Source organism: Arthrobacter livingstonensis (genome assembly GCF_003219815.1).
GTDB lineage: Bacteria > Actinomycetota > Actinomycetes > Actinomycetales > Micrococcaceae > Specibacter > Specibacter livingstonensis.
The window spans coordinates 131,280-152,132 of sequence record NZ_QJVD01000002.1 but is presented as its reverse complement, the minus strand read 5'-3'; the positions used below and the strand labels follow the sequence as shown (position 1 = coordinate 152,132).

16 protein-coding genes and 1 tRNA gene are annotated in these 20,853 nt (G+C 65.4%); 12 read left to right on the top strand and 5 right to left on the bottom strand.

Going from position 1 to position 20,853, the window contains the following annotated elements; translation table 11 throughout:
* Positions 1 to 110: 110 nt before the first annotated feature.
* Entirely contained in the window at positions 111 to 1,604 is a 1,494-nt protein-coding gene (locus tag CVV68_RS02700) for a zinc-dependent metalloprotease (protein ID WP_110499467.1), read from the bottom strand.
* Between the two features lie 261 nt (positions 1,605 to 1,865).
* On the opposite strand from CVV68_RS02700, the gene CVV68_RS02695 reads away from it, so the two are divergent.
* From CVV68_RS02695 to CVV68_RS02685, 3 genes are all read left to right on the top strand, one after another.
* Complete coding sequence (locus CVV68_RS02695) at positions 1,866 to 2,972, top strand: YlbL family protein (protein ID WP_245933291.1); 1,107 nt, start codon at positions 1,866 to 1,868, stop codon at positions 2,970 to 2,972.
* A gap of 124 nt (positions 2,973 to 3,096) precedes the next feature.
* Entirely contained in the window at positions 3,097 to 6,105 is a 3,009-nt protein-coding gene (locus CVV68_RS02690; RefSeq protein ID WP_110499465.1) for a UPF0182 family membrane protein, read from the top strand.
* Positions 6,106 to 6,452: 347 nt separating this feature from the next.
* Positions 6,453 to 6,529, top strand: a tRNA-Met gene (locus tag CVV68_RS02685).
* A 56-nt stretch (positions 6,530 to 6,585) separates the two neighbouring features.
* On the opposite strand, the gene CVV68_RS02680 is transcribed toward CVV68_RS02685, so the two are convergent.
* The gene (locus tag CVV68_RS02680; RefSeq protein WP_110499464.1) at positions 6,586 to 7,431 is read right to left on the bottom strand and encodes an SLC13 family permease; all 846 of its coding nucleotides are present in this window, start codon (positions 7,429 to 7,431) and stop codon (positions 6,586 to 6,588) included.
* A gap of 316 nt (positions 7,432 to 7,747) precedes the next feature.
* On the opposite strand from CVV68_RS02680, the gene CVV68_RS02675 reads away from it, so the two are divergent.
* Positions 7,748 to 8,125, top strand: a complete 378-nt coding sequence (locus tag CVV68_RS02675; protein ID WP_110499463.1) for a PLDc N-terminal domain-containing protein — start codon at positions 7,748 to 7,750, stop codon at positions 8,123 to 8,125.
* Between the two features lie 54 nt (positions 8,126 to 8,179).
* A complete protein-coding gene (cls, locus tag CVV68_RS02670; protein WP_110499462.1) occupies positions 8,180 to 9,634 on the top strand; it encodes a cardiolipin synthase in 1,455 nt (484 codons plus the stop codon).
* A gap of 147 nt (positions 9,635 to 9,781) precedes the next feature.
* On the opposite strand, the gene CVV68_RS02665 is transcribed toward cls, so the two are convergent.
* Entirely contained in the window at positions 9,782 to 10,795 is a 1,014-nt protein-coding gene (locus tag CVV68_RS02665; protein ID WP_211320700.1) for an AI-2E family transporter, read from the bottom strand.
* Positions 10,796 to 11,047: 252 nt separating this feature from the next.
* On the opposite strand from CVV68_RS02665, the gene CVV68_RS02660 reads away from it, so the two are divergent.
* Positions 11,048 to 11,905, top strand: coding sequence for an SDR family oxidoreductase (locus tag CVV68_RS02660; protein ID WP_245933290.1), 858 nt, complete (start codon positions 11,048 to 11,050; stop codon positions 11,903 to 11,905).
* Here the strand turns inward: CVV68_RS02660 and CVV68_RS02655 are convergent.
* Positions 11,877 to 12,611, bottom strand: a complete 735-nt coding sequence (locus tag CVV68_RS02655; protein WP_211320699.1) for a TetR/AcrR family transcriptional regulator — start codon at positions 12,609 to 12,611, stop codon at positions 11,877 to 11,879. The two genes, CVV68_RS02660 and CVV68_RS02655, sit on opposite strands and share 29 nt — an antisense overlap.
* Positions 12,575 to 13,441 (bottom strand): enoyl-CoA hydratase-related protein, encoded by an 867-nt coding sequence (locus tag CVV68_RS02650; protein ID WP_110499630.1) that lies wholly within the window; start codon positions 13,439 to 13,441, stop codon positions 12,575 to 12,577. The genes CVV68_RS02655 and CVV68_RS02650 overlap by 37 nt, the downstream gene beginning before the upstream one ends.
* Positions 13,442 to 13,511: 70 nt before the next feature.
* Between CVV68_RS02650 and CVV68_RS02645 the strand changes: the two genes are divergently transcribed.
* From CVV68_RS02645 to CVV68_RS24550, 6 genes are all read left to right on the top strand, one after another.
* A complete protein-coding gene (locus CVV68_RS02645) occupies positions 13,512 to 14,669 on the top strand; it encodes an acyl-CoA dehydrogenase family protein (RefSeq protein WP_110499460.1) in 1,158 nt (385 codons plus the stop codon).
* Between the two features lie 144 nt (positions 14,670 to 14,813).
* Positions 14,814 to 16,037: an acetyl-CoA C-acetyltransferase gene (locus tag CVV68_RS02640; RefSeq protein ID WP_110499459.1), complete on the top strand. Its 1,224-nt coding sequence runs from the start codon at positions 14,814 to 14,816 to the stop codon at positions 16,035 to 16,037.
* A gap of 2 nt (positions 16,038 to 16,039) precedes the next feature.
* Complete coding sequence (locus CVV68_RS02635; protein WP_211320698.1) at positions 16,040 to 18,199, top strand: 3-hydroxyacyl-CoA dehydrogenase NAD-binding domain-containing protein; 2,160 nt, start codon at positions 16,040 to 16,042, stop codon at positions 18,197 to 18,199.
* Positions 18,199 to 19,188, top strand: coding sequence for a crotonase/enoyl-CoA hydratase family protein (locus tag CVV68_RS02630; RefSeq protein WP_110499457.1), 990 nt, complete (start codon positions 18,199 to 18,201; stop codon positions 19,186 to 19,188). Before CVV68_RS02635 ends, CVV68_RS02630 begins: the two co-directional genes overlap by 1 nt.
* Positions 19,189 to 19,264: 76 nt before the next feature.
* Positions 19,265 to 19,951 (top strand): AMP-binding protein, encoded by a 687-nt coding sequence (locus CVV68_RS24555; RefSeq protein ID WP_211320697.1) that lies wholly within the window; start codon positions 19,265 to 19,267, stop codon positions 19,949 to 19,951.
* Entirely contained in the window at positions 19,888 to 20,796 is a 909-nt protein-coding gene (locus tag CVV68_RS24550; protein ID WP_211320696.1) for an AMP-binding protein, read from the top strand. The genes CVV68_RS24555 and CVV68_RS24550 overlap by 64 nt, the downstream gene beginning before the upstream one ends.
* Positions 20,797 to 20,853: the final 57 nt, after the last annotated feature.

Below are 20,853 nucleotides of genomic sequence, written 5' to 3'. Positions count from 1 at the left end.
GGGAAACGCCGGGATGTAGATACGGTCTGGGGCCCCTGAATTATCAGGGGCCCCAGACCATATCGACATCTTCAGCGGGAAACTATCAGGCTCAGTGGGAAACTGTCCGGTTATTTTTCCGGTCCGGTGCCCTCGCCGGCTCCGCCGTCGGAAGTGTCGGTGCCGGACCCGCCCTCGCTGGCTCCGCCGTCGGGAGTGTCGGTGCCGGACGTGTCCTTGTCAGCGGCACCGTCGGGAGTGTCGCCGCTGTCCGCCGGCGGGAGGTCGTCGAACCCGCCGTCGAGCAGCTTGGCAAGGGCGGCGTCAACGTCCGAGTCGGACGCATCGGCTGCAGAGCGGCGGGCACCAAAGCCGGCTGCGTCGTCGAGGTCGGCGGAGGTGGGCAGCAGGTCGGGGTGGGCCCAGATGGCGTCGCGGCCGGCGATGCCGCGCTGCTCCTTCAGGGAGGCCCACAGAGCCGCGGCCTCGCGCAGGCGGCGCGGGCGCAGCTCCAGGCCCACCAGGGAACCAAAGGCGTGCTCGGCCGGGCCACCCGTGGCGCGGCGGCGGCGGATGGTTTCACGGATGGCCGCAGCGGACGGCAGGTTGGCCGCCGCCGCAAAGGTGATCTCGTCGACCCACCCTTCGACCAGGGCCAGCGCCGTCTCGAGCTTGGCCAGGGCCGCGTCCTGTTCGGGCGTGCGGGCGGGCATGAAGACACCTTCGGACAGGGCAGCCTGCATGGCCTCCGGATTGCTCGGGTCCAGGTTGTGCGCCAGGTCCTCAATGCGGGACATGTCGATGTGGATGCCGCGGGCGTAGGACTCGATGGCGCCCAAAAGGTGGCCGCGCAGCCAGGGCACCTGCACAAACAGGCGGGCATGGGCGGCCTCGCGCAGCGCCAGGAACAGCCGAATTTCCTGCTCGGGAACTTCCAGTCCCTCGCCAAAGGCCTTGATGTTGGCCGGAAGCAGGGCCATCTGAAGGTCTGCCAACGGGATGCCGATGTCCGTGGACCCCACCACTTCCTTGGCGAGCGCCCCCACGGCCGCACCCAACTGCAGCCCAAACAATGCGCCGCCCATGTTCTGCATCATGGACGCCGCACCACCCATTGCGGACTTCATTTCCTCGGGCAGCTGCTCATTCATGGCGGTGGAGATGGCGAACGCGATGCTGTTGGCCACCGGCTCGGTGAGCCGCTTCCAGGTGCCGAGGGTTTCCTCAACCCATTCCGCCCGGGACCACGCCTTGCCGATGATCGCGGTGGCCGCAAGATCGGTGAACGGGTCCAGCCACATCTCGGCCAGCCGGAGCGCCTCATCCACTTCGCGCGACTGTGCCGGAGTGACGGAGGGATCGTCCCCTGCCGCGGACTTGCGGGCCGCGTCATGGGCCAGCTCCCAGTTCACCGGGGTGTCCGAGGAACTGCTCATCATGGCCTGCACCTGGGAGAACATTTGCGCCAGGACGTTGGGGTCGTCCGGCAGGCCGGCTGCCTTGGCCAGCGCCGCCGGGTCAAAACCTTCCATGCCCTGGCCGCCCAACAGGTTCGCCAGCATTTCAGACAGCGGATCCTTGGGAGTGTCGTCGTCGTCGTCGTTGTTCGCTGGTGTGGAAGACATGGTGACCCGATCGTTGCAGGAAGATGTAAAGCGAGTATCTTCACGTTACCGCCGCCGAGAACGGTTGTCGCCCCATGGGACTCCCCTGTTCGCTACCGGCAAAGGCAGCAGCAAATGGCCTGATTTGGGCAGCGTTGGGATCCTGCGGACATTCACAGCATGAACCCGGACGGACACAGTAGGGTGGAGCGTGGTGAACGCACGCAGGCTGCCCGGCACCCGCGACGCGCAGCCCGACGGAACCTTGGAAAGGTTAAGGTATTGAGCCAGGAGAACCACGACGTGGCCCCGCAGCCAGTTAAAGCGAAGGCGGCGGTCCGCGACGGGCGGGTGTCCCTCATGGTGGTTTCCGGTGTCATCGCCGCGGTGCTGGCGGTTGCCGCCCTGGCCATCCCCGTCCCGTACGTGGTTGAATCCCCGGGCCCGGCCATCAACACCATCGGCAAGGTCAACGGCCAGCCCGTCATCAGCGTCACGGGCCACGACAGCTTCCCCGCTACGTCCGGCGCACTGGACCTGACAACAGTCCACATGACCGGCGGCCTGCCCGACAGCCAAATCAACATCTTTGAAGCATTGCGCGCATGGCTCACGCCCTCAGACACCATTTATCCGGCCGAGCTCATTTATGCGCCGGGCACCAGCCAGGATGCCGTCAACAGTGAAAATTCCGCGGCTATGACCGGGTCCCAGGAAAATGCGACGGCGGCCGCCTTCAAGGCCCTGGGCATTGACTACAAGACCGTGCTCGCCGTCGCCTCGGTGCCCACCGACGGTGCCTCCGCAGGCATTCTCAAGCCCGACGACGTCCTTCTCGCCATTGGCGGCAAGGACATTACGGGTCTGCCGGCGATCGAGGCGGTGCTGGCAGCAGGGAAGGGCGCGCCGGTCGAAGTGAAGGTCCAACGTGGCGGTGCGGACAAGACCGTCACCGTCACCCCGCGCGCAAACAAGGACGGCAAATATCTCCTGGGCATCGCCCTGCAAAACAAGTTCACCTTCCCCTTCACGGTGGACATCACCCTGAGCAACATTGGCGGCCCCAGTGCCGGCACGATGTTTGCGCTGGGCATCATGGACACCCTGACCAAGGGCGGGCTGACGGGCGGGAAGCACTTTGCCGGCACGGGAACCATCGACCCGGACGGCAACGTGGGCGCGATCGGCGGCATCGCCCAGAAGATGGTTGGGGCCCGCAACAACGGCGCCGACTACTTCCTGGCGCCGGCCGCAAACTGCGGTGACGTCGTCGGGCACGTCCCCAACGGGCTTCACGTCGTTAAAGTCGCTACTCTGAAGGAGGCGTACGCCGCAGTGACGGCCATTGGCTCAGGTGCGGACGGTTCCACACTGCCGGCGTGTAAGTAACGATTGCGCATCATGGGGAACTTCGCCCCGCGGCCATTCGTGGCAGCAGTAAGACCCTGGCAGCAGTGCCAGGCGCAGCACTGGCACCACCCGAGTCCCAGCAAAATAGCAAATAGAGGTACGAGTGACATCCCGCCCAGCCCCTTCGCCGCAAAACTCCGCCAGGCCCAGGCGCCGCAGCGCCCTGCTGCCGACCATCATTGTGGTGGTCGCCCTGGTCATTGTCCTGGTGATTTTTGCCGGCGTGTACACGGACATGCTTTGGTTCAACCAGCTTGGCTACTCCACGGTCTTCTGGCGGGAAAAGCTGGCGAAACTAGTGATCTTCGCCGTGGGCTTCCTGGTCATGGGCGCCGGCGTGTACTTCTCCATCCGGGTCGCCTACCGTGCCCGGCCCATCTACGCGCCGGACAACGCCCGTGATGACAACCTCAACCGCTACCAGGCACAGCTGGAACCCATACGCCGTGTGGTGATGGTGGGCGTGCCCGTGGTGTTCGGGCTGTTTGCCGGCACGGCTGCCATGGCGCAGTGGGACAAGGTCATGCTGTTCCTGTACCGGGTGCCGTTTGGCAAGACCGACCCACAATTTGGGTTGGACATCAGCTTCTACACAAACACGCTGCCGTTTCTGGGCTTTGTGACGGGCCTGTTGATCAGCATCACCGTGATCGCGTTCATCGCCGGCCTGCTCACCAACTACCTTTACGGTGCTGTGCGCCTGGCCGAGCGCGGCATCTTCGCATCCCGCAGCGCGCAGATCCACATGGCTGTGCTGGCCGCCGTGTTCCTGGTCCTGTTGGGCATCAACTTCTGGCTCGACCGCTACAGTACGCTGCAGAACAACGGCGGCTACCGGGCCGGCGCCATGTTCACCGACGTCAACGCCGTCATCCCCACCAAGGCCATCCTGGCAGTCGCCGCCATCATCGTGGCCATCCTGTTCGTCGTGGCTGCCTTCCTGGGCAAGTGGAAGCTGCCCCTTATCGGCACCGGCATGCTCGTGATTACGGGGATCGTGGCCGGGGGCATTTACCCGTGGGCCGTCCAGGGCCTGCAGGTCAAGCCTTCGGAAGGCACCGTCGAGGCGCCCTACATTTCGCGCAACATTGACTTCACCCGGCAGGCCTACGGACTCTCCGGCATGGATGTCACCCCCTACAACGCCACGACGACGGCGACCCCCGGAGCCTTGCGCCAGGACGCTTCCACAGTGGCCAGCATTCGCCTGTTGGACCCCAACCTGATCTCCTCCACGTTTGCGCAGCTCGAACAGTACCGTCCGTACTATGAGTTCCCCAAGACCCTCAACGTTGACCGCTACACCATTGACGGCAAGGTCCAGGATGCCGTGATTGCGGTGCGTGAGCTGAACCCGAACGGCATTAACCCCGGCCAGCAGAGCTGGTACAACCAGCACCTGGTGTACACGCACGGCTACGGCGTGGTGGCAGCCTACGGAAACAAGACCACCGCCGACGGCAAGCCGGTGTTCATGCAGTCCGGCGTCCCGTCGACGGGCGTATTGGGCACCGACACCAGCTACCAGCCGCGCATCTACTTTGGCCAGTCCATGACTGACTACTCCATTGTCGGGGGCGCCAAGGGCGCCACCCCCGTGGAGTTGGACCGGCCGCAGGGTTCCACACCCGCGTCGAAGGACAGTGCGGACACGAGCGGCGAATCCATGACCACGTTTACGGGAAGCGGCGGCCCGTCACTTGGCAACTGGTTCAACCGGCTGATGTATGCCATGAAGTTCCAGTCATCGGACTTGCTGCTGACCAACGGTGTCAACAACGACTCACAGATCCTTTACGACCGAACCCCGGCCGAACGCGTCGCCAAAGTGGCGCCGTACCTGACCCTGGACGGGAATCCGTACCCCACCGTCGTCGACGGCAGGGTCAAGTGGATCGTGGACGGCTACACCACCAGCTCCAGCTACCCGTATTCCCAGCAGCAGCAGCTGCAGGAGGCCACCACGGACTCCCTCACCGCGACTGGAGGCGTTGCAGCGTTGCCGAACGCATCCGTGAACTACATCCGCAACTCGGTCAAGGCCACCGTGGATGCCTACGACGGCTCCGTCCAGCTCTATGCCTGGGACACGCAGGACCCGATCCTGAAGTCCTGGGAAAAGGTCTTCCCCGCCACCATCAAGCCGTTCACGGAAATGTCCGGGGACGTCATGTCCCACGTGCGCTACCCGGAGGACCTGTTCAAGGTCCAGCGCGAACTGCTGGGCCGCTACCACGTGACCGACGCCGGTAAGTTTTACGCGAACCAGGAAGCCTGGAGCGTCCCCGACGACCCCACCACCGCAGCCGTTGACAAGCAGCCGCCGTACTACCTGTCGCTGCAAATGCCGGGCGAGGACAAGACAGCGTTTTCGCTGACCACCGACTTCATTCCCCAGGAAGTCCAGGGCACCGATTCGCGCAACATTCTGTACGGCTTCATGGCCGCCAACGGCGACGCCGGCAATGTCAAGGGTGTGAAGAGCCCGGACTATGGCAAACTGCGATTGCTGGAGCTGCCTGTGGACACCCAGGTGCCCGGCCCCGGCCAGGTGCAAAACACCTTCCAGTCCGATCCCACGGTGTCCGAGCAGCTGAACGTGTTGAAGCTCGGCCAGTCCGACGTCATCAACGGCAACCTGCTGACGCTGCCCATGGGTGGCGGCCTGCTTTACGTGCAGCCCGTTTACGTCAAGTCCACAGGTTCGACGTCGTACCCCACACTGCAGCGCGTCCTTGTCGCCTTTGGCAACAAGATTGGTTACGCGGCGACGCTAAATGACGCACTGGACCAGCTCTTTGGCGGCAACTCCGGGGCATCGGCCGGCGACGCCAACGTCCAGAAGGAACCCGGAGCGGCCGGCAGTTCCACCGGCGGCGCCACGGGCAGCGCCAGCACCAATCCGGCGCTCGCGAAGGCGCTCAATGATGCCAAGGCGGCCATTGCGGATGGCCAGGCGGCCCTGGCCAAGGGCGACTTTGCCGCCTACGGCACGTCGCAGAAGGCGCTCAATGCGGCGATCACGGCGGCCATCGCGGCTGAAGGAGCCGGCGCCAAGGCGACCGCAAAGCCCAGCGCCACGGCGACACCTTCACCCAGCGCGAAGCCGTAGCCAAGCTGGGGATCGATCCAGGTGATCGATCCCCAGCCGCTCCCTGCCACTCGCAGGCTCGTGGCGGGGCCCTCGTGCCCGTGGCGGGGCCCTCGTGCCCGTGGCGGGGCCCTCGTGCCCGTGGCGGGGCCCTCGTGCCCGTGGGCCCATCCAGCCGCTCCCTGCCACTCGCAGGCTCGTGGCGGGGCCCTCGTGCCCGTGGGCCCATCCAGCCGCTCCCTGCCACTCGCAGGGGCCCAGCCCGTTGCCACGGGACGCCGCAGGAATGGCCTGCGGCAACGGGAGACAAACGTCACGCGCCTTGGATTGGCGGCCAGGCAGCCCGCGGGGTAAAGTAAAGAACACGACGCGGGGTGGAGCAGTTCGGTAGCTCGCCGGGCTCATAACCCGGAGGTCACAGGTTCAAATCCTGTCCCCGCAACCAGATGAGGAAAACTCCCGGCCAGTCGGTCGGGGGTTTTCCGCTTTAACCGCCGTCGCTCAGTGGAACGGCCAGATGACGGGGACCAGGAACACGGCAACGGCCAGGTAGAGGGCCATGAGCACCTCACCCAGCTTCCAGTAGTCGCCGAACCAGTAACCTGCAGGACGCATGATCATCAGGTTGGCCGGAGTTGCAATCGGTGTCAGCAGGGCCGCTGACGAAGCCACGCTGATGCGCACGAGCACGGTCAAGGGCGAGAAGCCGGCAGCCAGGGACACGGACAGCGAAATCGGGATGATGATCAACGCCGTGGCCGTGTTGCTGATCAGCTGGCCGAGCGCAGCAGTGATGACGAAGATGCAAAGGACCAACAGGTATGGGCTGCCGCCTTCAGTGAGGCGGATGAGGCCGCCGGCAAGGAGCTTGGCGGTCCCGGTCTTCGTGATGGCTTCCGACAACGGGATCATGGCGGCTACCAGGATCAGCGTTTGCCACGCCATTGAACGGTGGGCCTGGCCCACCGTTACGGCTCGGGTCAGCACCATCGCCATGGCGGCCAGCAGTGCTGCAACGGGGGCGGGGACAAGATTGGTCGTCATCAGCACGACCATTGCCGCCAGAATCACGAGCGCCGGCACGGTCCCGGGGCCAAGCCGCACTGCCTGGCGTCGGATGGAGTCAGGGGAGTCCACCAGCAACACGGCCTGGTCGCGCGTGTGCCTGTCCAAGTCGGCCCAGCTGCCCTGCAGCAGCAGGCTGTCCCCGGCCATGACCGCAACGGGGTATGAGCTCGCTTTCGCCCCAGCCCGCCGGTGGGCCAAGACGACAAGGGAGCCGCTTTCGGTGACCATTCCCGGGTACGCTTCGGTGCCGACAAGGCCGGAGCGGGGGGACACAATCACTTCGGCGACGCCAAAGGTGGCGGATGACTCCTGAATATGTTGAAGGTGACATTGGAATTGACGGTTTTTGGTCGATTCGGGCCGTTTCCTGCTCAGCCTAAGAGTGCACCAAGTCAATTACAAGGAGGTCCGGACAATCCCAAGAAATGAATTCGTGGGCCCGAAACGGGTTTGTGAATTCTTCCCACAAGACCCGCCACAGTGACAGCACGGGCTGTTAGAATGGCGCGACCGGGCCCACAGGGGGCCTCGCAAAATCAGCGTACTGAGCATGGTTTGGGCTTGCGCATGTGACAAGAGAATATTTGGGGTTGCAATGAGCTTTCTTGAGACCTTTTGGTCCATCATTATTTTTTGCCTGTTCCTGTCCTACCTGATACTGCTGTTTCAGATCCTTATTGACATCCTCCGTGATTCATCCATCTCCGGCTGGACAAAGGCGGTATGGATCTTCTTCCTGCTCGCGGCCCCGGTCATCACTGCGCTGGTGTACATCATCGTGCGCGGCGGCAGCATGTCCGAGCGCGGCGTGCGGACCGCCAACACCGCCCAGCAGGAAACGGAGCAGTACCTGCGCCGTGTGGCCGGCATGCAGAGCCCAGCCGGCCAGATTGCCTCCGCCAAGGCTCTCCTTGACGCCGGGACCGTCACCGATGCGGAGTACGCCCAGCTCAAGGCCAAGGCCCTGGCATAGTGCGTCCAAGGCCACGCCGGCCACAGGCCCACGCGCACCAGCGGGGTTTACCCATTGGCTGATGTCGACATCGTCGCATGGTTGCTATTGGCGCTCCACGTGGTCCTGGGCGCGGTCGCCGTGGCCTTCATCTCGGCCCGGCACCGGCCAGCCACGGCCATCGCGTGGATGCTCACCATCATCTTCATCCCCTACATTGGGTTGCTGGGGTACCTGGCCGTCGGGTTTAACCGCCTGCCAAGATCCCGGCGGGAAAAGCAGCGCCACGTCAACACCTTGATCATGGAACGGACCCAGGGCCTCGACCAGCCCGGCCACCGCGAGGACTGGCCCGAGGGCCTGGCCTCGCTGGTCACCCTCAACACGACACTGGGTGCGCTGCCCATGGTCGGAGGCAACGCCGTCGAACTCCTGCCGGACTACCGGGGTTCCCTGGCTGCCATGTCCGCCGCGATCGACACGGCCACCGATTATGTGCACGTGGAGTTCTACATCCTTGTGCACGACGAGGCCACCAAGCCGTTCTTTGACGCCTTGGAGCGTGCCTGCCTGCGCGGCGTAAGGGTCCGTGTGCTCAGCGACCATTTGGCCTCGGTCATGAACCCCGGCCGCAAGGAAACACTGGACCGGTTGGCGGGGATGGGCGCCGACTACCGGGCCATGCTGCCCTTGCGGCCGTGGCGCGGGCAGTGGCAGCGCATTGACCTGCGCAACCACCGCAAGCTGCTGGTGGTCGACGGGCGTGTCGGGTTCACGGGCTCGCAAAACCTGGTGCACGAGAATTACAACAAGAAGAAGAACATTGCGCGCGGGCTGCGCTGGCACGAGCTGATGATCTGCATCCAGGGCCCCGCCGTCCGCGAGCTGGACGCGGTCTTTGTCACCGACTGGTACAGCGAGACCGATGTGTTGCTGGACGTGGACACCTCCCCTGTGGTCCTTGACCCGGCCCCGCACCTGGTGGATGCACAGGTGGTGCCGAGCGGGCCGAGTTTTGACAACGACAATAACCTGAAGCTTTTTGTGGCAATGATCCACCGGGCCAATGAGCGCATCAGCATCACGAGCCCGTACTTTGTGCCGGAGGACTCGGTGCTGCTGGCCATCGTCACGGCTGCGGCAAGGGGCGTGGATGTGGAGCTGTTCGTCTCCGAAATCGGCGACCAGGCCATGGTCTACCACGCCCAGCGTTCCTATTACGAAGCGCTGCTGAGGGCGGGGGTGAAGGTTTTCCTCTACAAGGCGCCGGAAGTGCTGCACTCCAAGCACTTCAGCATTGACCGCGACATGGCCGTCATCGGCTCGTCCAACATGGATGTGCGCTCGTTCTCGCTCAACATGGAAATCTCCGTGCTCATCCACAGTGCCGACTTCGTGGCGCAGATGCACCTCGTGGAGGACGGCTACCGGGAGAACAGCCGCCAGCTTGAGCTTGCGGACTGGGTCGCACGCCCCGCGAGGGAGAAGTTCCGGGACAGTGCGGCCCGGCTGACGTCCAATCTGCAATAGGCGCGCCCGGTGAGGCAGGGCCCACGCGTTGCTCCCGGCGCAGGGCCCACGCGTTGCTCCCGGCGTGGGGCCCACGCGTTGCTCCCGGCGTGGGGCCCACGCGTTGCTCCCGGCGTGGCGGCACCCCGCGCCGGAGGATCCCCGCCCCTATGCCGTGGGTGCCGTCCCTTGCCGCTTGGACGCAGGCTTGGTCTTGACCTGGGCCTCGACCATGGCCTTGGCTGCGGAGACATCGCCAAGGAGTGGTTTTAGCCAGGCGGACTGCGGGTGGGCGTCCACCAGGACCGCCCGGGCAAACAGCGTCAGCGGAATCGCCATGAGCGCTCCCAACGGGCCCAGGAGAGCAGACCAGAAAATAACGGAAATGAAGGTCAACGTCATGTTCAGGTTCACCGTGCCCGCCACAAACCTGGGCTGGATGACGGACTGGATGAGTGAGTTGATCACGCCGTAGAAGGCCAGCACGGCGACGAAGGACGGAATCCCGCCGGCCAGCAGCGCCATGATGGCAGCCGGGACCAGGCTGATCCAGAAGCCGACGAACGGGATAAAGCCGCACACAAACGCCAGCATGGCCCACAGCCCTGCACCGGGTACACCGAGAATGAGCAACAGTGCCAGGTTTAGGGCGGCAACAATGGCGCCAAAGATGGTGGTCATGACCATGAACGACCGGGACAGCCGGGCAAAGTTGGCCAAGGCGTCCACCAGGGCGGCGCGCTCCTTCCTGACCACCTTGAAAATGGCCGGGAGGTGGCCGGCATCAATGCACATGAACATGACCAGCAGCAGGAGGAAGACCGTGCCGGAACCCACGTTCATGGCGCTGCCGAGCAAGTTGTAGCCGGCATCCAGCAGCACTCGGAGGTCGATGGAATTCACGACCGCGCGGATCTGGTTGTCGCCCAGTCCAAGTGTGTCGTGGAGGAACGCCCGTGCGTCATCGCGCAGGCCGGCAATCTGCGGCGCAAACTGCGGCAGCAGCCTGGTAAATTGCACGGTGGAAGCCCACAGGGCGGCAATGAGCGCGGCAACCATTGCGTAGACGGCGAGAATGGCGGACACCGTGGCCAACGCCGTCGGCACGCGCCGCGCAATGAGCCTGGCCTTGATGGGATAAACGCAGATGGCCAGAACCAGCGCCAAAAAGAACGGGCCCACAATGGAGGAAATGCGGCCAGGCGATGAGGACTATGACGGCAGCAGCAAGTCCAATCAAAATTCTGGAACCTGTCGTATTGCTGCCGCCCGCCCCGGATTCCGGTCCGTCGGTTTCGCCGATGATGTCCTATTTCATTTCCGTCGCCCAATGCCACGATGGCATTGGGAACATCCTATTAGGGCGCAGCCCGTTGCGGCAGGGACCCCCGGAGTACAGTGGGCGGACACGTCAATTGTGGAGGGAATGCCAAGATGCCGCCTGTTGAAACGTCCATGGATATGTCCGGCAGCCTTGCCGGAAAAACCATTCTCATGTCCGGCGGTTCCCGCGGCATCGGCCTGGCCATTGCCGTGCGGGCCGCCCGCGACGGCGCCAACGTGGTGCTCATTGCCAAGACGGACAAGCCCGATCCCCGTTTGGAAGGCACCATCCACACGGCGGCGGCGGCCATCGAGGCCGCCGGCGGCCGGGTGCTTGCCATTGTGGGCGACGTGCGCTCCGACGAGACCGTCTCCCACGCGGTGGAAGCCGCGGTGACAGCGTTCGGGGGCATCGACGTCGTGCTTAACAATGCCAGCGTGCTCTCACTCGCAGGGACGCTGGAGGTGACGCCCAAGCGCTACGACCTCATGCAGGACGTCAACGTGCGCGGCAGCTACATGCTGACCCGGGCCGCCCTGCCGCATCTGCTCACCGCGGAAAATCCGCACATTTTGACGCTCAGTCCGCCGCTGAACCTGGACCCGAAATGGCTGGGCGCCCACCCCGCCTACACCCTGGCCAAATACGGGATGACCCTGTGTGCGCTCTCATTCGCGGCTGAATTTGCGCAGCAGGGTGTGGCGTCCAATGCACTGTGGCCGAGGACCACCATCGCCACGGCCGCGGTGGCGAACATCCTGGGCGGGGAGGAAATGGTGCGCCGTTCGCGCAGGCCGGAGATCATGGCCGACGCCGCGCATGCCATCCTGACCACGCCCAGCCGCCGGCTGACCGGACAGGTCATCATTGACGAGGAACTGCTGCGCTCCCGCGGCACCACTGATTTTGCCCGGTACGCGGTGGATCCGTCCGCCGAACTCATGCCGGACCTCTATGTGGACCCGTAGCGGGAGTGAGGGCGGGGACGGCGTCGCGGACTATGCCCAGCAGTGTGCCGGACAGCAGGGTGTGCACCTGGCGCCGGCTGAGGGTTTTCCGCAGCAGCCACTCCCGTGCGCCGCTGCGGGCCAGCTGGGCGTATACACGCATCATGGCGCGGACCTGCTCCTGGCCTTCGCCGCGCCCCGCCAGCCCCATCGCCTCCATGAGCCGTTCAACGGAATCGTTTTCCGCCTCGACCAGGATGCGTTCGAGGTCCGGATCGCGCCCCATGCCCCCTGATCCGAGTGCCAGCCACGTCCCGCCGGTGTGTTCGAGCGTATCCAGGAACCAGGTGACGGACGCGTCGATGCGCTCCTGGAGGGTGCCGTCCGGCAGCGTTGCCACCGCGACCTCGGACACCGTTGAATTCAGCCGGACAACCTCAAGGTACAGCCCGCGCTTGTTGCCGAAATAGTGGTTGACCAGCCCGCGGGCCACCCCGGCCGCCGCGGCGATGTCGGTGGCGGAAACCTCCTCATACGGGCGCAGGGCAAACAACTTTTGGGCGCAGGCGAAGATCTGTTCGCGGCGCTCGTCCGGGCTCAGCCGCTGCCTGCGCTGTTCGGCAGGCACGACGCCGGACCCCTCCTTGGGAGCGGACCGGGGGCTCGTGTCCGTGGCCGCCTTGGTGGACGTCATGGCGTGCCGTTGGGAGCCAGCCACGGCAGCCACGCGGGGATGTCCTCAGGCGCCGCCAAGGGGAAGGTGGGCGGCCGCTTCTCCAGGAACGAAGCCACGCCCTCCGCGGCGTCGGGGCTGCCGGCAAGGCCTGCAATCAGCCGCGAGTCGAGGGCGTGGGCGGGATAGGGGGAGTCCAGGCCGCTGAGCCGGTTCAGCATTTGCTTGATGACGGCGGTGGACACCTCGGAAGTGTTGGCGATGATGTCACGGGCCAACGCATAGGCGGCGTCAAGCACCTCGTCGGGGCCGTGCACGGAGGTCACGAGTCCGGCGTCGAGCGCTTCCTGGGCACCAAACAGCCGGCCGGTCAGCATCCAGTCCGTGGCCCGGGACATGCCCACCAGGCGGGGCAGGTACCAGACGGAGGCGCCCTCGGGGAAGATGCCTCGGCGGCTGAACGGGAAGGAAAAGCGGGAGTCAGTTGACGCCAGCCGGAAGTCGCAGGAGAGCGTGATGGTGATGCCGCCGCCCACGGCCACCCCGCGCAGGGCGGCAATGACCGGCTTGTTCATGGCAAAAATGGTCTTGGAGCAGCGCCCGGCCGGTTCCTGCCAATTTTCCGGGTCCGCGTTTTCGGGGTTCAGGTCAAAGCCGCCTCCGCTGAGGTCCGCACCCACGGAAAAGTCCCGTCCCACGGAGGTGAACACCACCACCCGAACCGTGGGATCGTGCTCAGCCACGCCAAAAGCGTGGGCGAGTTCATCGGCCATGGCCATGGTGTAGCCGTTGCGGGCCCCCGGCCGGTTGAGGGAAACGGTGGCGATGCCGGCCTCGGCCGCATAGCTGATGGCGGTGTACTCGGTGGCGCGGGGCTCGATCATCTGCATCGCTTTCGCCGGAAACCCTGACGGTCTATTGACATGATGTCAATAATTCTGAATTATTGGCGGTATGTCAACAAGTCTAATTTCCGCGAGCTGGATCGACGAAGATCTGGCCGACGTCGCCCACTTGCTGCAGGACTTCTTCGTCAAGGAGGTGGCGCCGCGGGAGGAGAAGTTCCGCGCGCAGGGCTTCCCCGACAGGGACCTGTATGAACGTGCCGGCGAGCTGGGCCTGTCCGGCATGAGCATCCCGGAGGAATATGGCGGGGGCGGCGGCAATTTTGCCAATCTGGCCCTGCTGCTGCAGGAACAAACCGCCGCCGGCGCCGGCAGCCTCGGCTTTGCCGTCAGCGAGGGCATTGTGGCCCACTACCTGCTGGCTTACGCCACGCAGGAGCAAAAAATGCGTTGGCTGCCCAAGCTGTGCAGCGGCGAATGGGTTGGCTCCATCGCCATGACCGAGCCCGGCACCGGCTCCGACCTGCAGGCCATCACCACCCGCGCCCGCCGCGACGGGGACCACTATGTGGTCAACGGCTCGAAGATCTTCATCTCCAACGGCCAGCTGTGCGACTTGGTCGTGATCGCCGTCAAGACCGACTCCGCCGAGGGCGCCAAGGGGATCTCCCTGCTGGTGGCCGAGGTTGGCGATGGCACTCCGGGCTTTACCCGCGGCAGGAACTTGGACAAGATCGGACTGAAGGGCCAGGACACCTCCGAATTATTCTTCGAGGACCTTCGCATTCCGGCGGAAAACGTCCTCGGCGGCACGGAAGGGCAGGGCTTTTACCAGCTCATGAACCAGCTGCCGCAGGAGCGTCTCATCACGGCCATCCTGGCACAGTCCATCAGCGAGGCGGCTGTCACGGCGGCGCTGGAGTACACGAAGAGCCGCGAGGCGTTTGGCAAGCCGCTGTTTGAGCTGCAAAACACCCGCTTTGAACTGGCCGAATGCGCCACCATCACCCGCGTCAACAGGGTGTTCCTGGACGACTGCATCGTCAAGCACGTCAACGGGGAACTGGACACCGCCACCGCCTCCATGGCCAAGTACTGGATCACCGACAGGACCGGGGAAGTGGTGGACAGGTGCCAACAGCTCTTTGGCGGCTACGGCTACTGCCTGGAATACCCCATTGCCGGCATGTACGCGGACAACAGGGTGCTGCGCGTCCTGGCCGGCGCCAACGAGGTCATGAAGGAACTTATCGCCCGCTCCCTGTAAACGCTCCCTCACCAACGGGGGCCCAAACCACGACCCTCCCTCAGCAATCGGGGTTTAGACCATTACGCTCCCGCACCAAGTCCTCAACCCGTCAACTGTCCGGCCCGCGCTGAAGCGTCCTGGACGACCTTGGAAGGAAATCACGTGCACGAACAAGCTGCACCCGAAGCATTTGTCTACGACGCCATCAGGACTCCGCGCGGACGCGGCAAAAAGGGCGCCCTGCACGGGACCAAGCCCATCGACCTGGTGGTGGGCCTGATCAACGCCCTCCGTGAACGGAACCCCGGCCTGGACGAGAACCTGATAGATGACTTCATCCTGGGCGTGGTATCCCCCGTGGGTGACCAGGGTGCCGTAATTGCCCGCACCGCGGTGCTGGCTGCCGGGCTGCCGGACACTGTGGGCGGTGTGCAGCTCAATAGATTTTGCGCGTCGGGACTGGAGGCGGTGAACATGGCCGCCCAAAAGGTGCGCTCCGGCTGGGACCAGCTGATCATTGCCGGGGGCGTGGAGTCCATGTCCCGGGTGCCGATCGGTTCCGACGGGGGCGCCTGGGCCATGGACCCGGCCACCAATTACGACACATACTTTGTGCCCCAGGGCATCGGCGCGGACCTGATCGCCACGCTCGAGGGCTTCAGCCGTGAGGACGTGGACGCCTACGCCGTGCGCTCGCAGCAACTGGCAGCCCGGGCTTGGGCCGAGGGCCGCTTCGCCAACTCCGTGATCCCTGTCCGGGATCAAAACGGGCTGGTGGTGCTGGACCGTGACGAGCACATGCGCCCGGAATCCACCCCGGAGTCCCAGGCCGGGCTGCGGCCTGCCTTTGCCGCCATGGGCGACGCCGGCGGCTTCGACGCCGTGGCGCTGCAAAAGTTCCACCAGGTGGAGCGGATCAACCACGTCCACACTGCCGCCAACTCCTCCGGAATTGTCGACGGCGCCGCCTTGGTTTTGGTGGGCAGCGCCGAGATGGGCGAACAGCTGGGCCTGACGCCCCGGGCGCGGATCGTGGCCACCGCCACTTCCGGGGCCGACCCCACCATCATGCTCACCGGCCCCACGCCAGCCACCCGGAAACTGCTGAAGACTGCCGGCCTGAGCGTGGACGACATTGACCTGTTCGAGATCAACGAGGCCTTCGCCTCCGTGGTGCTGAAATACCAAAAGGACTTGGAGATACCCGATGACAAGCTCAATGTGAACGGAGGGGCCATCGCCATGGGCCATCCGCTGGGCGCCACGGGAGCGATGATCCTTGGCACCGTGCTGGATGAACTGGAACGCAGGGACGCCCGCCGGGCCGTCATCACGCTGTGCATTGGCGGCGGCATGGGCCTGGCTACGTTGATTGAGAGGGTTTGAGCATGAGGAACACCATTCGCTGGGACCAGGACGCAGACGGCGTCGTCATTTTGACCATGGATGACCCGGACCAGTCCGCCAACACCATGAATGACGCCTACGCGTCCTCAATGCAGCAGGCCGTGGAACGGCTGGTGGCGGAAAGGGACAGCGTCACCGGCGTCATCCTCACCTCCGCCAAGAAGACGTTTTTCGCCGGCGGTGACCTCAACGACCTTGTGGCCGCCGGACCGCAGGACGCGCAAAGGATCCTTGACCTGGGGCGGACGATCAAGACCCCGCTGCGCACCCTGGAAACACTGGGGCTGCCCGTCGTGGCCGCCATCAACGGTGCGGCCCTGGGCGGCGGGCTGGAAATTGCGCTGGCCACCCACCACCGGATCGCCGCCGACACCCGGGGTTCCGTGATCGGGCTGCCCGAGGTCACCCTGGGCCTGCTGCCCGGCGGTGGCGGCATTGTCCGCACCGTCCGCCTGCTGGGCGTGGCCGACGCCCTCATGAACGTGCTCCTGCAGGGCCAGCGCTACAAGCCGCGCGAGGCCATGGAGGTGGGCCTGGTCCACGAGGTGGTGGGCACCGTCGCCGAGCTCATCCCGGCCGCCAAGGCATGGATCAAGGCCAACCCGGACGCCGCCCAGCCGTATGACACGCCCAAATACAGGATCCCCGGCGGCACACCCAACACGTCTTCGTTTGCGGCCATCCTGCCCTCCTTCCCGGCCAACCTCCGCAAGCAGCTCAAGGGCGCCAACTACCCCGCCCCACGCGCCATCCTGGCCGCCGCCGTCGAAAGCATGCAGGTTGACATTGACACGGCCCTGGACGTTGAATCACGCTACTTTGTCGAAGTGGTGACGGGGCAGGTCTCCACCAACATGATCAAGGCCTTCTTCTTTGACATGGCCCACATCAATGCCGGCGGCAGCCGCCCCCAGGGATACGAAAAGTACACAGCGAAAAAGGTGGCCGTGTTGGGTGCCGGCATGATGGGCGCAGGGATTGCCTACGTGTGCGCCCGCGGCGGCATGGACGTCATGCTCAAGGACGTGTCGCCGGAAGCGGCGGCGCACGGCAAGGCGTATTCCAAATCGCTCACCGACAAGGCAGTGGCCCGTGGAAAATCCACCCGGGAACAGGCCGAGGCGCTGCTGGCAAAAATCACCCCCACCACGGACTCCGCGGACCTGGCAGGCGCGGACCTGGTGATCGAGGCCGTCTTTGAAAACGTGGAGGTCAAGCAGGCGGCGTTCGCGGAGATTGAGGGGCTGGTGGCCGCCGGAGCCGTGCTGGGCTCCAACACCTCCTCGCTGCCCATCACGCAGTTGGCCGAGGGCGTTAGGGACCAGCCGAACTTCATCGGCCTGCACTTTTTCTCGCCCGTGGACAAGATGCCGCTGCTGGAAATCATCGCCGGAGCAAACACCTCGGACGAAACCCTGGCCCGGGCCTTCGACATTGCCCGGCAGATCCGCAAGACCCCCATTGTGGTCAACGATTCCCGCGGTTTCTTCACCAGCCGCGTCATCGGCACGTTCCTGAACGAGGCCATCGCCATGGTGGGCGAGGGCATCAATCCCGTGGCCATCGAGCAGGCCGGCGCGCAGGCCGGCTATCCGGCCCCGCCGCTGCAGCTCGCCGACGAACTGAACCTGAAACTGATGGCCAAGATCCAAAAGGAGACCAAGGCGGGGCTGGAGCACGACGCCGGCCCCCAAAAGTACCAGCACCACGCCGCCAACGACCTCCTGGACCGGATGATCGAAGGGTTCGGGCGCACCGGCAAGCTGGGCGGTGCCGGCTTCTACAACTACGCCGACGGCCACCGCACCGGCCTCTGGGAGGGCCTGGCCGAACACTGGGGCGGCACGGCGGGAATCCCTTTCGCGGACATGGCGGAGCGCATGCTCTTTGCCGAGTCCCTCGAAACCGTGAAGTGCCTCGACGAGGGGGTGCTGCGCAGCGTGGAGGACGCCAACATCGGCTCCATCCTGGGGATCGGCTTCCCCGGCTGGACTGGCGGCGTGGTCCAGTACATCAACGGCTACGACGGCGGCGTGGCAGGCTTTGTGGCCAGATCCAGGGAGCTGGCGGACCGGTACGGGGACCGGTTCCTGCCGCCCGCCTCGCTGGTGGCCAAGGCCGAGAACGGGGAGAAGTACTGATGGCCCCGACGGAAAACGCCCCGTCAGGGACCGCTGGACCGGAAAACACGCGGCCGGACAGTGCCGGACCGGAAGATCTAGGCCCGGGCAGTGCCGGAGTGGTAAACAGCAGGCGGGGCGACCGCTGGAAGGCGTTCACGGTGGAGCCGGAAGCCGCGCCAGGCGTGACGGTGGTGCGCCTGGCCGGGCCAGGCCGGGGCAACATGATGGGCCTGGACTTCTGGTCGGAACTGCCACGGCTGTTCCGCGAACTCGACGCCGACGACTCCGTCCGCGCCGTGGTGCTCACCGGCGCCGGGAACCACTTCAGCGTGGGCCTTGACGTCCAGGAGGTGCTGGGGCCGTGGCTGGCGAAGCTCAGCCCCGGAACCGGTTCCGGGCATGCCGCAACGGCGTCCGGCGCGGCTACCACCGCCACCGCAGCCGCCCGCGGTGAGCTGCTGCGCTTGATCGGCCAGCTCCAGGACGGCGTCACTGCGGTGGCGGCGTGCCGCAAGCCCGTCATCGCCGCCGTCTCCGGCTGGTGCATCGGCGGTGGCGTGGACCTCATCAGCGCCGCGGACGTCCGGCTGGCCTCCGCCGATGCCAGGTTCAGTGTCCGGGAAGCGCGGCTGGCGATAGTGGCCGACGTCGGCAGCCTGCAACGGCTGCGCGGCATCGTGGGGGAGGGACACCTGCGGGAGCTGACGCTGACCGGCAAGGACATTACGGCGGAGCGGGCGGAGAGGATCGGCCTGGTCAACGACGTCTACCCGGACGCCGAATCGCTGCTGGCTGCGGCCCTGGGCATGGCCGCGGAGATGGCGGCGAACTCGCCGCTGGCCGTGGCCGGCACCAAGGCTGTACTGAACGAGGACCGCGAGGAACGCATCGCCCGCGGGCTGCGCCACGTCGCCCTGTGGAATTCCGCGTTCCTGCACAGCGAGGACCTGATGGAAGCCGTGGCGGCCCTCGGGGAACGCAGACCGGCCGAATTCCACGGCTGGTGAGAGCCGGCGTCGTGCATTATGACAGTACCAAAACTGTTCTTTTAATTGTCACCGTCGACAAGGATGAGGAGTCACCGTGTATCTGACCCAAGGGCTGCACCGTTCGCTGCAGGCCACACCGAACGCCATCGCCACCATCTACAAGGACCGGCAGCGGAGCTACGTCGAACATGCGGACCGGGTGGCCCGCCTTGCCGGCGCCCTGCAAATGCTCGGCGTGGCCGCCGGGGACAGGGTGGGGATCGTCTCGCTCAACTCTGACCGTTTTGCCGAGTACCTGATCGCCGTGCCGTGGGCCGGCGGCGCCGTCACCCCGATCAACATCCGCTTGAGCCCCACGGAAGTCGCTTATGCCATGAACGATTCCGGCACCAGGGTGCTGCTGCTGGACGACGCTTTCGCACCCATGGCGGCGGCGCTGCGGGAAAAGGCGCCGGGCGTGGAAACGTACATCCACTGCGGCGATGGCCCCACTCCCGAAGGCGTGCTTTCCTACGAGGAGCTCGTGGCCGGGACCGAACCGGTGGAGGACGCGTACCGCAGCGGCGACGACCTCGCCGGAATCTATTACACCGGCGGGACCACCGGCTTCCCCAAGGGCGTCATGCTCAGCCACACGAACTTCGTTACCTCGGGCCTGGGCACGGTGGCCTCCGGCGGACTGCTGCGGCCGGGGCCACGCTGCTGCACGCAGCCCCGATGTTCCACCTGGCGGACCTGGCCGCCTGGTCCGGGCAGACGATCCTGGGCGGCACGCACCTGATGGTGCCGTTCTTTGAACCCGTGTCCGCGATGGCGGCCATCCAGGAGCACAAGCCGACCGACGTTTTGCTGGTGCCAACCATGATCCAGATCCTGGTGGACCACCCGGCCGCCGCCAACTACGACCTGTCCTCCCTCAAGCGCATGCTGTACGGCGGCTCCTCCATTTCAGAAGGCGTGCTCAAGCGGACCATGGAGCGCCTGCCGGGACTGCGACTGGTGCAGGCGTACGGGCAGACGGAGGCCTCGCCCGTCATCACCTTGCTGCTGCCCGATGAGCACCACGGCGACTTGCTGCGTTCCGGAGGCCGCGCCGCCCCGCACAGCCAGGTTGCCATTCTCGACCCCGACGGCAACGAGACGGCCGTTGGCGGGGTGGGCGAGATCTGCTGCAAGGGCGCGCACGTCATGCAGGGCTACTGGAACAATCCGGAACAAAGCGCCGAGGCCCTGCGGGGCGGCTGGCTGCACACCGGCGACCTGGGCTACCTGGATGCCGCCGGATTTGTCTACGTGGTGGACCGGCTCAAGGACATGATCATCACGGGCGGGGAAAACGTGTATTCCGCGGAGGTGGAAAACGCGCTCAGCAAGCACCCGGCCGTGGCGTCGTCGGCCGTCATCGGTGTCCCGGATGACAAGTACGGCGAGCTCGTGCACGCCGTGGTGGTGCTCGCGACGGATGCGAAGGCCACGGCCGCGGAGCTGCAGGCGTTCTGCCGGGAGCAGATTGCCGGATACAAGGTGCCGCGCAGCTTCGAGTTTGCACAGGCGCTGCCGATGTCCGGCGCTGGCAAGGTCCTCAAGCGCGAGCTGCGCGAAAGTCACGCCGCGGCACAGAAATAGCTGCGGGAAGAACGCCGGCCGGCGCAGGCATAGCCGAAACAGCAGAATCAGGAGTCT

What these genes read in the sequence shown, in the direction of transcription:
- CVV68_RS02700 (WP_110499467.1), bottom strand. Translation starts at nt 1,604, where the DNA reads ATGTCTTCCACACCAGCGAACAACGACGACGACGACGACACTCCCAAG.
- CVV68_RS24550 (WP_211320696.1), top strand. Translation starts at nt 19,888, where the DNA reads ATGTTCCACCTGGCGGACCTGGCCGCCTGGTCCGGGCAGACGATCCTG.
- CVV68_RS02645 (WP_110499460.1), top strand. Translation starts at nt 13,512, where the DNA reads ATGTCAACAAGTCTAATTTCCGCGAGCTGGATCGACGAAGATCTGGCC.
- CVV68_RS02630 (WP_110499457.1), top strand. Translation starts at nt 18,199, where the DNA reads ATGGCCCCGACGGAAAACGCCCCGTCAGGGACCGCTGGACCGGAAAAC.
- CVV68_RS02675 (WP_110499463.1), top strand. Translation starts at nt 7,748, where the DNA reads ATGAGCTTTCTTGAGACCTTTTGGTCCATCATTATTTTTTGCCTGTTC.
- CVV68_RS02650 (WP_110499630.1), bottom strand. Translation starts at nt 13,441, where the DNA reads ATGATCGAGCCCCGCGCCACCGAGTACACCGCCATCAGCTATGCGGCC.
- CVV68_RS02635 (WP_211320698.1), top strand. Translation starts at nt 16,040, where the DNA reads ATGAGGAACACCATTCGCTGGGACCAGGACGCAGACGGCGTCGTCATT.
- CVV68_RS02660 (WP_245933290.1), top strand. Translation starts at nt 11,048, where the DNA reads ATGCCGCCTGTTGAAACGTCCATGGATATGTCCGGCAGCCTTGCCGGA.